This is a genomic window from Laedolimicola ammoniilytica (assembly GCF_025567165.1).
In the GTDB taxonomy this organism is placed as follows: Bacteria; Bacillota; Clostridia; order Lachnospirales; family Lachnospiraceae; genus Laedolimicola; species Laedolimicola ammoniilytica.
In genome coordinates this window covers 51,913-66,396 of record NZ_JAOQKC010000002.1, presented here as the reverse complement: position 1 = coordinate 66,396, position 14,484 = coordinate 51,913, and the positions used below count along the sequence as shown (strand labels likewise).

General features: G+C 42.5%; 16 protein-coding genes. 15 read left to right on the top strand and 1 reads right to left on the bottom strand.

Annotated elements, in window-relative coordinates; translation table 11 throughout:
- Positions 1–337: 337 nt before the first annotated feature.
- From OCV63_RS01680 to OCV63_RS01630, 11 genes are all read left to right on the top strand, one after another.
- A complete protein-coding gene (locus tag OCV63_RS01680) occupies positions 338–1,489 on the top strand; it encodes a hypothetical protein (protein WP_158361695.1) in 1,152 nt (383 codons plus the stop codon).
- Positions 1,490–1,504: 15 nt separating this feature from the next.
- Complete coding sequence (locus OCV63_RS01675) at positions 1,505–1,825, top strand: HU family DNA-binding protein (protein ID WP_158361692.1); 321 nt, start codon at positions 1,505–1,507, stop codon at positions 1,823–1,825.
- A gap of 220 nt (positions 1,826–2,045) precedes the next feature.
- Entirely contained in the window at positions 2,046–3,230 is a 1,185-nt protein-coding gene (locus OCV63_RS01670) for a hypothetical protein (protein WP_158361689.1), read from the top strand.
- The gene (locus OCV63_RS01665; protein WP_158361686.1) at positions 3,230–4,420 is read left to right on the top strand and encodes a YqaJ viral recombinase family nuclease; all 1,191 of its coding nucleotides are present in this window, start codon (positions 3,230–3,232) and stop codon (positions 4,418–4,420) included. Before OCV63_RS01670 ends, OCV63_RS01665 begins: the two co-directional genes overlap by 1 nt.
- Entirely contained in the window at positions 4,417–4,806 is a 390-nt protein-coding gene (locus OCV63_RS01660; protein ID WP_158361683.1) for a hypothetical protein, read from the top strand. The genes OCV63_RS01665 and OCV63_RS01660 overlap by 4 nt, the downstream gene beginning before the upstream one ends.
- The gene (recD2, locus tag OCV63_RS01655) at positions 4,793–7,024 is read left to right on the top strand and encodes an SF1B family DNA helicase RecD2 (protein ID WP_158361680.1); all 2,232 of its coding nucleotides are present in this window, start codon (positions 4,793–4,795) and stop codon (positions 7,022–7,024) included. Before OCV63_RS01660 ends, recD2 begins: the two co-directional genes overlap by 14 nt.
- Positions 7,021–7,305, top strand: coding sequence for a hypothetical protein (locus tag OCV63_RS01650; protein WP_158361678.1), 285 nt, complete (start codon positions 7,021–7,023; stop codon positions 7,303–7,305). The genes recD2 and OCV63_RS01650 overlap by 4 nt, the downstream gene beginning before the upstream one ends.
- Positions 7,306–7,361: 56 nt before the next feature.
- Entirely contained in the window at positions 7,362–9,092 is a 1,731-nt protein-coding gene (locus tag OCV63_RS01645) for a hypothetical protein (protein ID WP_158361675.1), read from the top strand.
- An 88-nt stretch (positions 9,093–9,180) separates the two neighbouring features.
- Entirely contained in the window at positions 9,181–11,061 is a 1,881-nt protein-coding gene (locus OCV63_RS01640) for a recombinase family protein (protein WP_005933672.1), read from the top strand.
- Positions 11,062–11,087: 26 nt separating this feature from the next.
- Positions 11,088–11,441 carry a TnpV protein gene (locus OCV63_RS01635; RefSeq protein ID WP_035394338.1) on the top strand — a complete coding sequence of 118 codons (354 nt, stop codon included), beginning with the start codon at positions 11,088–11,090 and terminating at the stop codon, positions 11,439–11,441.
- Positions 11,442–11,457: 16 nt separating this feature from the next.
- Complete coding sequence (locus OCV63_RS01630) at positions 11,458–11,757, top strand: hypothetical protein (RefSeq protein WP_005933668.1); 300 nt, start codon at positions 11,458–11,460, stop codon at positions 11,755–11,757.
- Between the two features lie 27 nt (positions 11,758–11,784).
- On the opposite strand, the gene OCV63_RS01625 is transcribed toward OCV63_RS01630, so the two are convergent.
- Positions 11,785–12,153 (bottom strand): helix-turn-helix transcriptional regulator, encoded by a 369-nt coding sequence (locus OCV63_RS01625; protein ID WP_005933665.1) that lies wholly within the window; start codon positions 12,151–12,153, stop codon positions 11,785–11,787.
- A 144-nt stretch (positions 12,154–12,297) separates the two neighbouring features.
- Here OCV63_RS01625 and OCV63_RS01620 point away from each other — a divergent pair, with 144 nt between their 5' ends.
- The 4 genes from OCV63_RS01620 to OCV63_RS01605 form a co-directional block, all read left to right on the top strand.
- Positions 12,298–12,486: a helix-turn-helix domain-containing protein gene (locus OCV63_RS01620; RefSeq protein WP_005933662.1), complete on the top strand. Its 189-nt coding sequence runs from the start codon at positions 12,298–12,300 to the stop codon at positions 12,484–12,486.
- Entirely contained in the window at positions 12,479–13,171 is a 693-nt protein-coding gene (locus OCV63_RS01615; RefSeq protein ID WP_007037412.1) for a response regulator transcription factor, read from the top strand. The genes OCV63_RS01620 and OCV63_RS01615 overlap by 8 nt, the downstream gene beginning before the upstream one ends.
- 5 nt (positions 13,172–13,176) lie before the next feature.
- The gene (locus tag OCV63_RS01610) at positions 13,177–14,094 is read left to right on the top strand and encodes a sensor histidine kinase (RefSeq protein WP_002596319.1); all 918 of its coding nucleotides are present in this window, start codon (positions 13,177–13,179) and stop codon (positions 14,092–14,094) included.
- Between the two features lie 135 nt (positions 14,095–14,229).
- The coding region (locus OCV63_RS01605; protein ID WP_158361854.1) for an ATP-binding cassette domain-containing protein at positions 14,230–14,484 on the top strand (255 nt) is incomplete at its 3' end.

Sequence of the window (14,484 nt, the reverse complement as noted above, 5' to 3'; positions counted from 1 at the left end):
TAATATTAAAATGAATGTTCGTTCGTTTTGATACTAATATTTTATATCGGAAAAAGAAAAAAGTCAATAAGTTTTGATACTATTATGGTATACATTCGTTTTGGTACAAAAGGCAAAGAAAAATTGCGTTGCTTGCAAGTAGGGAAGACACCCTATATAATGTAGGCGAACCAGAATTACAGAATGTGTTCCGGAATAAAGAAAAGGAGACAAAAGAGAAGTGAATTTCAGATTTAAGTTGAAGGAAAAGCATAAACGGTTGCTCGTTATATGCGGTGTAGCATTGGTCCTGTTTCTCTCGGCAAGAGGAATTCGGCAATGGCTGGTGGTCAAAGATATGACTGCAGAGGAAAAAACAATTTACTACGAACAGAAGCAAGAGGAAAAACAGGGATACCGCTGTATGTCCTCGCATCAGCTGACAGAGGAAGAGGCAGTTTTAAGGGATTTGTTTCAGTATCTGAAAGCGGGTAATACGATTGAGGCATGTAAGATTATGGATGTGCCGGATGCCTTTGATACAGAGACTTATAATCAATGGTTGAAAATCACAGGGATTCAGCCTCTTTTTGCTTATGATTTGTCAGAGATAGGTATACTGGACCGGCAGGAGGAACGGGAAGAGACAGTTAATTACAAGTCAGTCACGTATGATGAACATGCGTACTATATTTTTTTTACAGGGGATAATACGGTACGCTGCAGGTTTGTGTATCAACCGGAAGACGAAGTGATGCGGTTTGTTCCGGATTCTGGGATTATAGAAAATTATGAATTAGAGTCCCCGTCCAAGAATCTCTATGAATATAGTGCAAATGTGGAGGAAGATGAGGATCTGGAACAGTATTTGGTTACGACAATAGAGCAGCCGTATCTTTCAGAGGAAAAATGGTCTACTACATGGTATAAGTTTGAATTCCCAAGATTTTTAAATTGTACACCGCATTTTCTTATTGCATCAGAGCTGGGGACTTTTGAAACAGAATATGTGGAACAGGAGTCTTCGACATCTTCCTCTGCAGAACCGTATCATACGGTCCTTGCAATCATTCCGGATGAAACCGTCAATGAGATTTTGGATCAGGCCAATAATAGCTTGAAAAATATTTATACGCTTTTACAGGCACAGGCCAGTGATGCAGAACTTGGAAAATACCTCTTATCGGGTAACATTCTGGAGACATGTTCGCAGAGTAACCGGAACTACGATGCGATCTACGAGAAGCTGCAGACAGTGACGGACTGCAATTTATATTATAATAAGGAAGCTTCGGGAACACTTCCGGTCGAATATAATTGTAGGCTTGCAGAAAATGACGGCGTGATCGTAAAAGTAAATGCGTCAGTGAATACGACATTGGGGGAGTGCAGAAAAGTAACGACACTGCATTTAAGGTACATGGATGATACGTGGAAAATTGTTGATATGGATACTACCAACGCAAATAATCTGTTTGTGGACATTTCTACGTTTGATCCGCAATGGTAAAATAGGAAAGCAAAAATGAGTGAAAATTATGGTGAATGTATGGGAAAGTTATTAAAATCAGATTATACTAAGATAATGCAAAACAGGCTCGGAATGTCTAAAAAAGAAGTTGAGCAGGTTTTGAAAGTACAGGAAGAAATTTTACTGGATGCAGTAAAAGGGGGGAAAAAAGTTATTTTTTCTGGATTTGGAACTTTCGAGATGAGGTATTATAAAGGCAGAACGAAGAAAATAGGTCTGGATCTGCAGGAGCCGACGAGAGGTAAGCCGCATGTTCACCTCAAATTTAAAATGAGTAATGCCTTGGAAAAGCACCTCTGTTCAGAAGAAAATTGAATTACAGTAATTGCAAGTGTATTCAGTTGAACTATTTGGCGGGCAGGATACTTGACAAAATTTGCCTGGACGATATAATAGAACCATAGACTTAGTATTAAAAAATTAAACAGCGAAATAATTACAGGATCAATATGCAGATGCGTATATTGATCCTTTTTTGCGTTTAGGAAAATACGAGTCTAAATATTATTTAGGCTACGGCCGGAAAGGAGTGCCAATGAGCACAAAATTTATGAAGGACTCATATGAGGAAACCTTTAACAACATGGGAGAATTACTTGACAGACTCAAAGAACTGGAGGATGTCAGCACCTGGATCAGAGATGTCGCGTTACGAGATATTCAGATTCATGCGATTGTACCATGGGAAGAACTTCCAGAAGAATATCGGAGCCAGGAAACCATGGAACCAGAAACGGTAGAGGATACGATGCATAACTCTGGATTCTATGTTACGCTTCCCGATGGTCAGGCATATTGCTTGCGTGAACAGGGAATTAGCAGCGTTCAGGGACGAGCGGGTATCACAGGTCAGGCATATCGGAGGCTGTCGAAAGAAAAAACGGCGCAGCATCTTAATGATGGACTTTCTGTTACAGATATTGGGAAGAAATGCTATATCCGTAACGAAGGTGGAAAAATCTTGAGCATCCATTCGGATGAGTACAATCCCTTTAATATGTATGAAGCCTATGCTACAGCACAGGAATGGTTAGCATTGCAGTATCCAGATGCAAAATTTGTGGAAGCAACGATGAATCATGATGGTGTAGTATCAAAATTTGATTTTTCGGCATACAATGCGGAACTGTTCAATGATGTAAAAGAACTGTTCAAGGCAGAAGTAGTTTTCCCAACACTGCAGATAAGTATGGGAGATTCTGCAAAAGCGGCAGTAACGATTGCACCGGAGGTATATGCTAATGGGCTGAAGATCCCGCTGGGAGATCCGATCACGAATAAGCATCGTGGAAATGATAACCCTTTGGAGAAATTCAAGAAGGCGCTGCTGGAAGTAGAAGGCCAGTTTGAACGCAAAATAATGAATCTGCGTACCCTGGCAGACATTGAGATTACATATCCGCTGGATTGTTTTATGAATATGTCAGCTCAAGTAGGTTTGCTGAAGCAGTATACCAAAGCTACAAAAATGTCTGCGGAAATGTTCAATATCATGTCTGTATTCCCGGCCCAGGAAGCTAATCAGAAGATGTCTGCTCTGGATGTGTATATTGGGATGTGCGAAATTATTTCCTATGTCTCAAATGAGACGAGAGCCAAAGGTGCAGATGTGGAAGCTGGAGTAGCTAAAGCAACCTCGATGGTTGCACGCGCGTTGAAAATTAACTGGAAAGGTACTGATTTTCCGAACCTTGATACAATTAAAGGAGGCGGGAAATAGTGATTGGTAAAAAACCGGTAAAGGTTGGAGACAGCGCCGGCATGACACAGGAGGAATTTGCAAAATCGCGAATCGGAATTGGAGGAAGTGATCAGGCAGTCCTTTACGGGTACTCTCCATGGAATAGCATGTATGGATTGTGGGCCAAGTGCTGCGGAATGAAAAAATACGTGTTTAAAGAAGAGGATGATTATGCAAAAGAGAAAGGTCATATTCTGGAGCCGTTGGTTGCGGAGGTATTTCAAAGAAAAACCGGTTTTAAGGTGATCAACGATACCGGAATTTATCATCATGCGGATTATTCTTTTATGCGTGTTAATCTTGATCGGATGTATGAGCGTGAAACACAGGACAAATATGGAAATAAAAAGACAATTCGTGGAGTATTGGAATTGAAAACCACATTTCCGGAAAATGCAGCAGTTGAAGAGTATTGGAAGAAGGGGAAATGCCCGGAATACTACCGGCTTCAGGTATTGTTCTATTTGGCCGTCATGGATCTGGATGAAGCATATATTGCTTGCATGTGGGGCTTTGACGAGAAAAAGAATTATGCCTGTGTGCGGATCGAAAGGAATATGGAGGAAGAGGCTGATTTGATAGAACGTAATGTGCGATTTTGGAATACTTACGTTATACCAAGGAAAAAGCCTCCGCTGGAACTGTCCAAGAAACCGAAGAATACGCTTGCAGACTTGCGGGCGTATTCTGGTTTCGCGGATCCGAATCTTCCATGTGTTATTTTCCATCCGGATTATTCGGTGGATGTAGAGGAAATGGAAGCGGTTGATGAGCAAATTGCTGAACTAAAAGCAAGGATCAAGGAACTGGAAGAAATCAAGCTGCGGTTGGAAATCCCATTTGTTGAGGCAATGGGGCAGGCAACCGTGGGAATGATCCCGGCCAGAGAAAATGATTCTTACTATGAAGTGGCTTATAAAGCGCGAAAGCAAACCGTAATTTCGGCCAAAAATCTGATGGAAAAACATCCGGAGCTTATGTCGGAATATACGAAGGTGAAAATTGGTGAGTTACGTGCAGATTATCCCCAGATATGTGAGGAACTGTCAGAACAGGCCGGGGATGAGAATCGAAGCATGAAAATCAGAAAGAAAAAGTTTACAGCTAAGACCAGAGCTATTTACAGGCAGAGAATGGCACAGCTGCAGAAAGGAGCTTGTGGTACGTGAAATTAAAAATTTACATTTCAGCTCCGGATGAGGAAATGAAAGCAGCAGATACGAAATCTGTGATCCAGATGAAAGCAGTTAATTTAAGTGTTCTTCTGGCTCTCAAAGGAGTGAAAAGCAAATTTTATTTTCCACAGGAGTACATAGGCGGGTTATTTCCTCATCCCAGTAGAGGGGAAAAGCGGATGATCCGTCAGATGTGCAATCAGATAATTGCAGAATGTGATGCAATTTATGTTTGTGGAGCAAAGAAAAAAACAGTGAAGACAGATTTGAGACTGGCTTCAGAGAAAGAGCTGTTTGTAATTCGTGACGAGTATTTGCAGACGGATATTGAACAGCTTATAAGAGAGAAAGGATGTATACGGGAATATGAGCATCATTAACGCTTACTATTCCGGGTTTACAAATTACATGTCCGGCGATTACTCAATATCACAGTGGAAAACAGATGATATTGAGAATCTGCCGGATTCTTTGAAACCGGAAGGTAAAGGAAAATCAAAAATAAGTTTTTCAGTTAAAGGATACAAAGTAGAATTGCTGAAAGGAGTATTATTTCAGCTGCAGGGAACTTGGAGTGTCGGGAAGAATGGCATGATCGGATTCGACCTGAAATCAGCTATGCCAGTTGAGCCAACAGGAGCAGATGGACGAATTGCGTATTTGTCCAGTGGTTTAATAAAAGGTATTGGAAATAAGCAGGCTATAGCAATAGAAGAAAAATTTGGCCCGGATATTTTCAAAATCCTGAAATCTAATCCGGAACTGCTTTTATCTATCCCTGGAATTGGAGTAGAAAAACTGAAAAAGATAAAATCCTCTTATCAGAAGACGGCATTTGTGAAAGAATTACATGAACTGATCGGAAATGAGGAAATATCGCTGCAAATGGCATATCGTATCTATCAGACATTGGGAGACAGAGCGTTGGAACGTGTAAAAAGTAATCCTTATATTCTGGTTACGAAGGCAAATATCAGCTTCCCGATTGCCGATGCAGTGGCTCAAAAATTGAATTTTTCCAGCACAGCAAAAGAAAGAATAGAGTCAGTAGCAGAATATGTTTTTTCACATTATCGTGTGGAAGGTCATTTATTTTTACCACAAGACTTTTTCTTTCAGGAGCTTTTAAAGTATTTGAATACCGGAACACGAAAAGTTACATATGAGCAGACAGCAGAACAGGTACAGAAATTGTGTAGAGCTGGAAGCTTTGTTGTAGAGAGCAACAATCGTATATATCCGGAACTTTATGCGAAAATGGAAAAAGAGACAGCCAGGAAACTATGTGAAATGAATCATTCGCCTATTCAGTACGATAAACAGAAATATTCCGATGCAGTCAACAAGTTTTTGAGGAGTGTAAATATTTCCTTATCGGTGCAGCAAGACCGGGCGATTCGATTTGCCCTGGTAAAGAGAGCCATGATTATAACAGGTGGTCCTGGTACCGGGAAAACTACGGTCCTGAAAGGAATTATACAGTCTTATCGCAATGCAAATCCGCAAAAACATATATTTGTATTAGCGCCAACAGGTAAAGCAGCCAGAAGAGCTGCAGAAGCCACAGGCGAAGCAGCGGTAACAGTTGATAAGATGTTGTATTCACTGGATAATGATGAGGCTGATGAGATAAAAGATGCATTTCAGAATGGCTTAGTGATTTGTGATGAGATGTCAATGGTAGATGCCTTGAAAATTTGGAGACTGACGAGTTATTTCACTGCCAATAGTCATTTTGTTATGGTTGGAGATGCAGATCAGCTTTCATCAGTTGGGCCAGGAGACGTATTAAGGCAGCTCATTATGAGTCGCTGCATAATGACGATTCGATTGGATACTGTGTATCGGCAAGGAGAAGATTCAGCTATTTGTACCAATGCTCATAAAATCAATAATGGGGATGCGGCTCTGATCTATAATAAGGAATTCTCTTTTGTTGAAGCGGCTACGGACGAGCAGGCTGAATCTCTGATGGAAAATATATTCCTGAATATGGTGAAGCTGCATGGATATGAGAACGTTGCAATGCTTACTCCACGAAGAAAAAATTCTCTTATCGGTGCGGAAAGCATGAATAAGTCCATTAAAAAAAGGCTTGGAATCCGGTCAGACAAGGTAGTACATGCGAATGGCCAGGATTTTAATGTGGGTGATCGGATTATGGAAACCCAAAACAATGACAAGGCCAATAATGGAGATGTCGGTACAATCACTGGAATCATTCCATATAAGGAAGATGATAAGCTGCTATACAAAATAGAAATTTTGTTTGATGGCAACAGTGAGAAAGTAACATACTCGCAGGGAGACATGGCAACCGTAACATTGGGATACAGTGTTACGATACACAAGAGCCAGGGATCCGAATATGCGTATGTTATTATACCGATAATGGAATCTAATAAGGGGATGCTAAAGAGAAATCTATTGTATACCGGAGTAACCAGAGCAAAAAAAGGTGTTGTTCTGGTTGGCCAGAAGGATATGGTTACATATGCTGTGAATTCTGTGGATAGCGGAAGAAGAAACACTATGCTGGCTGAGTTTTTGTATCGGTATGAGATGGAAAAAAGAACGCAAGGAGAAGATGAAAAATGAATTGTAAAGTAAAATTTGATATCCCGTGTGTTATCCAGAATGCATTGACGCTTCCGAAAGGATGGAAATGGACCATGTATTGTGATGGCAGTGGTCATATAAGCGATCCTGTTGGCAGAACAATTTTTTCATATGATCTGGTGGCCCAGGTGTTTGAAGAAAATGGTGGAGGTCAGCAACCTTGGAGCGGCAATGAGGAAGAAGATGATTTGTTCCAGGATATGAATCTGGAAGGTTTTGTGAGATTTGCAGAACGTAAAATAAGAACAGAGATAAAATAAGACATAGAGAAGGACATGCTGCAAAGCGTGTCCTTCTGCATTAAAGGAGAAAAATAATGAATATCAGAATGGCTGCAGTTATATCAGTTTATGGAAATGAGAAAAATGAATTGCTGTATCTGTTAAATAAAAAGCTGGAAGTAAAAACATTTGTATATGAGGCGGTTTCAGGGATTCTGCAGATATCAGAAATGGAGGCGCGGAACCTCTTGAATAAAGCAATTTCCAGTGGGAACATATTTATGAATAGCTCAAAACACAGAATTTTGCAGTTGTTGGAGAAAAATGGGGCCTGGATAGAGTATATTGATAATCCGGATCCGGAAGAACAAATGGCAGCAGTAAGAAATAGTCGTCTTGCTTTAGCAAAAATAAAGAATCCCAATCGGAGCGCAATCATATTACATTTACTTAATGGAGATTACAATTCTTCCCGGTTGGGCTATATGCAAAGTGATGAGGAAGAGTTTCGGAAACTAACAGAAGAAGAAATATGCCAGGTCATAAAAATGAAGCCTGCAGCTATGTGTGGAGTGCCGGAGGAGCTTATTACTCAAAACATGGTATACACATTTCTGGAGTCTATGTTGGAACAGAGAGAAGAATTTTTACTGGGTGGGTTCAGTAACATCCCTGAAAAATTTCGAGATTACATGTTCCGCTTATATTTTGCAAGCTCTGAAGCATTTAATCTTGGATACTTTCCAGAAGGTGAGAGAGAACAGTATATACCAGAAAATATATGTGAGGCATTGAGACTTCATCAGTATCATCCTGGTTATGCATATCAGCTGTATATGCATCTTCCGGAAGCGCAAAAAACAAGAGAGAATTCTATAGAATGTATTAAGGCACATCCAAACTGTATGAGCAATCTGCCAAAAAGATTACGGAAAGATGATTTTTATCTGGAACTTGCAGAAGCAGGAGAAGATAAACAGTTGTCCTGGCTATCTCATGTAGATATTGCAACCATGAGTAAGAATACATTTCAGTTTCTGGCACTTCATTATGATATTAAAAGTTTGCCGGATAAAATTCCAACGACGTATTTTACAGAAGAAATATGCGAAAAACTGATAGGGTGTCAAAATTTTGTGCTACCTAAGATGGAATTTTCGGCTTGCTTTTGGGAAAAGATTGCCCGTAAAGGTGAGGCTGCAAAAATTCCGGTAAACAAGATGACAGCAGAGCTTGTGGCAACGCTTCTTAGAAGTCGGCGGTATCGCGTGTATACGATGATAGATGAGAAGTGGATGACAGATGAAATGTGGGAAATGGTTATTCGGGAGCGCCTATATAGGAAAATCTCTGAGCTTCCAGAAAAATACATTACAGCTGGTGTAATAGAGGATGCAATCACAAATAAGATAGTTTCTGAATTTTGTGAGATTCCACGGCAGTATCGGAGTGAAAAAAATGCAGAATTGCTGATGCAATACAGTCCAGAGTCTTTTCAAAGAAATGCTTTTCCAAAAGAATATCAGACAAAGAAAATATGCGACAATGCATTGTCGGTATGCGAGTATGGAAGTAATTCCTGGTATCATGTATTGTCTAATTGTGCATACAGAGAGAAAAAAGATACATTATATGCAGTGGAAAATTTTAGTCAGGCTATCGAGCTGGAAGATCTGGATAAGGAGGAACTGGATATATCAGTAGAAAAATATCCGATGAATATTCTGAGAGCGCCAAAATGGTATGTTGATCAGAAAAATGAGCTTGTGCAGCAAACAGCGAACAGAATGGATGGGTTCCCGGAAATATCGACATGTAACTGGTGATATATGCTCTAAGTGACTTCTTAATCATGATTTTGTCATGGTTAGTGAAGCAATCACTTAGAGCATTTTTGTTTCAGGAGGTACAGCCATGAGAAATGAAAAAATTACCCCACTGTACGAGCGCCTGAGCCGGGACGACGAGTTACAGGGCGAGAGCAATTCCATATCCAACCAAAAACAGATGTTAGAGGATTTTGCCCGCCGGAATGGGCTGCCAAACCCTACGCACTTTACAGATGATGGTATCTCAGGCACCCGTTTTGACCGCCCCGGATTTTTGGCGATGATGGAGGAAGTGGAGGCAGGGCGTGTAGAGGCAATCGTCATCAAGGACATGAGCCGGTTGGGGCGCGACTATCTGAAGGTCGGTCAGGTCATGGAGGTTTTGCGGCAACGCGGTGTTCGTCTGATCGCCATCAACGACGGTGTGGACAGTCTGAAAGGCGATGACGATTTTACCCCATTCCGCAACATCATGAATGAATTTTACGCCCGTGATACCAGCAGGAAAATCCGTTCTGTGTTTAAGGCAAAAGGTATGAGCGGCAAGCACCTGACCGGCACTGTGATTTACGGCTACTTATGGGACGAAAAACGGGAGCATTGGCTGGTAGATGAGGAAGCCGCCGAAGTGGTACGCCGTATCTTCTCCCTCACGCTGGAGGGATATGGGCCTTATCAGATTGCCTGCAAATTATCCGCAGATCGGATTGAAATTCCCGTCGTACACCTTGCCCGCTTCAACGAGGGTGTGAACCGTTCAAAGCCGGTCAAAGACCCCTATGGATGGGGATCATCTACCATCGTGAACATTTTGAAAAAACGAGAGTATTTGGGGCACACCATCAATTTCAAGACCCGCAAGCACTTTAAGGACAAGAAAAGCCACTATGTTTCTGAGGACGAGTGGACGATCTTTGAGAATACCCATGAAGCCATTATCGACCAGCAGACCTTTGATCTGGTGCAGAAAATCCGCAGCAATGTACGGCGTTATCCAAACGGCTGGGGCGAAGCAGCTCCCCTCACAGGCTTACTCTATTGTGCCGATTGTGGCGGCAAGATGTATGTCCACCGCACCAACAATGGCAAGCGGATTTCTCAATATACCTGTTCCAATTATACCAAAGTTCCGTGTGGGACACTATGCCTTACACAACACCGTATCAATGAGAGTGCTGTTCTGACATTGGTTTCCGACACACTCCGGGCTATCGCTGAATATTCGAGAAATGACCGGACGGAATTTATTCACACTGTTCAGGAGACGCAGGTTGCTCAACAGAGTGCCGATATATCGAAAAAGCGCAGGCATCTGGCTACTGCCCAAAAGAGAGCCGGAGAACTGGAAAAACTGATTTGCAAAATCTATGAGGATAACGCCCTCGGCAAGCTGCCGGATACACGATATAAGGCGCTTGATGCACAGTATGCCAAAGAGCAGGACGCACTTGAGATTGAAATTGCGGAGTTGGAAAAGGCTGTTACCGGCTATGAGCAGAGCCAGAAATCAGCAGAGAAATTTATAGCCCTGATTGATAAGTACGAGAATTTTGACACGCTGACAAATACCATGCTCAACGAGTTTGTAGAGAAAATCCTTGTCCATGAACGCTCCCGAAAAGGCAGTCAGGATACCACGCAGGAAATTGAAATCTACTTTAATTTTTTAGGACGCTATATTCCACCATCCTTACAGCCGGTTCCTTTAACCCCAGAGGAACAGGAAGAATTGCGGAAAAGAGAAGAACGCAAGGACAGGCTCCATCAGAACTATTTGAAGCGGAAAGCCAGCGGCGCACAGAAACGGTATGAGGACAAAATCAAGGCGAAGAAAAAAGCGGAAATGGACGCTAAGAAAGCCCTGATCCGGGCTGAGGATATGAAAAAAGGTGTTTTTTCTACTATCGGGCAGCTACCAAAAGAAGAACCGCGCAAAGGCAGCATAGCAGCCAGCGCAGCAGTCTAATCATCACGGAGCAAAGGAGCATGAATATGAGTAAGTTGACTTACATTCGTTGTGGAGATTATGATATACCCAACCTAAAACTTTCTGAACAGCCGGAAACTTCTATCGGCAAGTACGGCAGGATGCGAAAGTCCTACCTGAAGGAACACCGTCCTATTCTCTACAACCAACTGCTGATGAGCGAGAAACTGTATCCGCACCTGTTAGAGATTGATTGGACAGCGCAGGAGCGCGTGGACACCATGTTGCCTCACATGATGGAGGCTGCGGGTGTCACTGAGGAACTGAAAGCCTGTGATCCTATGCGCTGGGTAGGACTGATGAACACATTAACGGCACAGATTGAGGAAATTTTAATCAGGGAACTGATTTGCAGTTGAATGGGAGGTGTGGGAAATGCTGACCTTTGAAAAGGTTCTGGAAGTGTTTCAGGCATATCTGGATGATGATCCTCTGTATGAGGTGGTGCAGACCAGCCACGGTTATACATTGATGGCATGGGAACCTCACCGGAATGACTGGTACAGCGCCGAAATACAGAAAACTCCGGAGGATTTGCGAAACGCCTTGCTGGATACATACGCCAACTTTCTGGAAGATAAGATTACCGGAAATGACCGCGATCTGACTGTGACAGAAACCGGAGAAATCCAGCAGAGGTGCCGGGAACTTTGGGAAAAGTGCCGGGAAACTTGATATAGAAACGCCAGAAGGAGGCCGCGATTATGCGTCCTCCTTCTGCTTCGCAGTCTGTTCCATTTTGAGCGCCCCGTCTATGGCACCTTCGATAATCGGCAGGTATTCTTCAGGGCAAAGCTTCAGCTTGTGGCTGACTCGTTGCCGCTGTTCGCTTTCTTCCCGCATGATCTCCGGGTTAAAATACCGTTCCACGGGAAGTCCGCAGACCTTAATCAACTGGATCATCACAGGCAGGCTCGGAATCGCACCTTGATTCTCAATGTTGGCAAGATACCGCCATTCAATCCCAACCATTTCTGCCAATGTTTTTCGTGCCAGACGCTTTGCCTCTCGTGCGGCTTTGACATCTGCGCCGAAGGTTTCAAAACCGGGACAATCTTCAACTTTCGCCATATAACATCACCCGGTTACATTGTATAATTCATACTTTGCCTGTGGAATGTTGCTATATGTATGTTGGTTGAAGTTTATAATTCACATTCCGTTTCTTGCATTGTTCGAGAAAGAGAACTATAATGTACTCTGTGGAGGTGCGAAATGGACTATATGACATTGAAAGAGGCCGCCGAGAAATGGGGCGTGACACCTCGTAGGGTAAATTATTATTGTGCCGGTGGGCGTATCCCCGGCGCTGTGAAAATGGCCGGTGTTTGGCTGCTCCCTAAAACTGCGGAGAAGCCGCTTGATGGCCGGACAAAACAAGGAAAGGAACTACGCCATGAATAAAATTTTGATTATAGATGATGACAGAGAACTGTGCGCTTTGATTAAACGCAGCGTACAATCGGAACATATAGAAGCCGATTTTTGTAATACCGGAAAAGAGGGCTTGCAGAAATTAAAAGAGCAGGAGTATCAGCTTGTGGTGCTGGATGTGATGATGCCCGGTATGGATGGCTTTGAAACGCTGGAAGAAATCCGCAAAGAGAACAGCCTGCCGATTTTGATGTTTACATCCAAAAATGACAGCATTTCTAAAGTGCGGGGCTTACGGGCCGGGGCGGACGATTATCTGACAAAACCGTTTGATATGGACGAACTGATTGCCCGTATTGCGTCCCTCATTCGCCGCTACACCCGCTTTAATCATCAAGCCGGAGCTGTGCAAAAACTGGATTTTGATGGATTGCAAATTGACCTTGAAAATCGTTCTGTTACGACGGAAAATGGCACTTTTGAACTTCCACCAAAGGAATTTGATCTGCTCCTGTACTGCGCAAAGCATCAAGGAAAAATTTTAACAAAACAGCAGATTTATGAGGAAGTTTGGGGCGAAGAATATTTCTATGATGACAGTAACATTATGGCGATTATCAGCCGGCTTCGTAAAAAATTAGAAGTCAATCCTTCAAGCCCAAAGTATATCCAAACGGTCAAAGGGATTGGCTACCGCTTTAATAAGGAGGTATAGCCAATATGGAAATCATCGTTTTCTTGTCCATTGTGATTGCTGTTGTGGCTGTGCTGACTTCCATCGTTCTCGTTCGGCGCGTAAAAAAACAAATCGCAGAAATGACCGATGTGCTGGTTGATGTGAAAAACGGAAATGGCAACCGGCGTATTCTGTCTGCAACAAATGAATTGACAGCACCTCTTGCCTATGAAATCAATGAGATTGTTGTGTCCTATGAAAGCAGACTTTCAACTGTACGGCAGACAGAAGAAACCAACCGCCAGCTTATGACGAGCCTTTCCCATGATGTTCGGACACCCCTTACCACTCTGATTGGGTATCTTGACGCTGCACACAAAGGACTGGTCACAGGAAAAGACCGGGATGATTATATTGAAACCGCCCGACGGAAAGCCCATGATCTGAAAGAATATATTGATGTGCTCTTTGACTGGTTCAAGTTAAATTCCAATGAGTTTGCTTTGGAAATCCAGAGCGTTGAGGCCGCAGAGCTGACAAGAAATATCCTGATTGACTGGATACCGATTTTTGAGGATAAACAGGTTGATTATGACATTGATATTCCCGAACAGCCTGTCCGGGTAAGATTGGATATGGACAGCTATATGAGGATCGTCAACAATCTCATTCAAAATGTAATCGCTCACAGCCATGCAGACAAAATCAAAATTGTCCTGTCAAAGAAGGAAAATAACATGGAGCTGCTGCTGGCGGATAATGGAGTAGGAATTGAGAAAGACGATTTGAAACACATATTTGAACGGCTTTATAAGTGTGATAAAGGACGCTCCGAAAAAGGAAGCGGACTTGGTCTTTCTATTGTCCATCAGCTTGTAGAAAAGATGGGTGGAAGCATAACAGTTGAAAGCTTTCCGGGAGAAGGAACTGAATTTATGTTGCTTTTTCCTTTGGAGATTTAAGCGGGTTCCCGTCTTTATGGCGGGAACCTTTGTCATTTTTGCCGGATTTCAAATTGCAAGGTTAATGCAAGGTTGCGGCAAGGTTAATGCAAGGTTGGCGTGATAGAATACCTTACAGAACAGGAGGTTTTGAATATGGATACAAATTACATCATTGAAACAAAAAATCTGACGAAGCAATATGGCTCACAAAAGAGTGTGGCTGACTTAAATATCCATGTGAAGCGTGGGAGAATTTATGGTCTGCTGGGCAGAAACGGAGCCGGAAAAACCACTACCATGAAAATGCTGTTGGGCTTAACGAAGCCGACTTCCGGGGAGGTCAAAATCTGGGGGAAACCCTTGCAGGGGAATGAAAAGAAATTGCTGCCCCGTATTGGTAGCTTGATT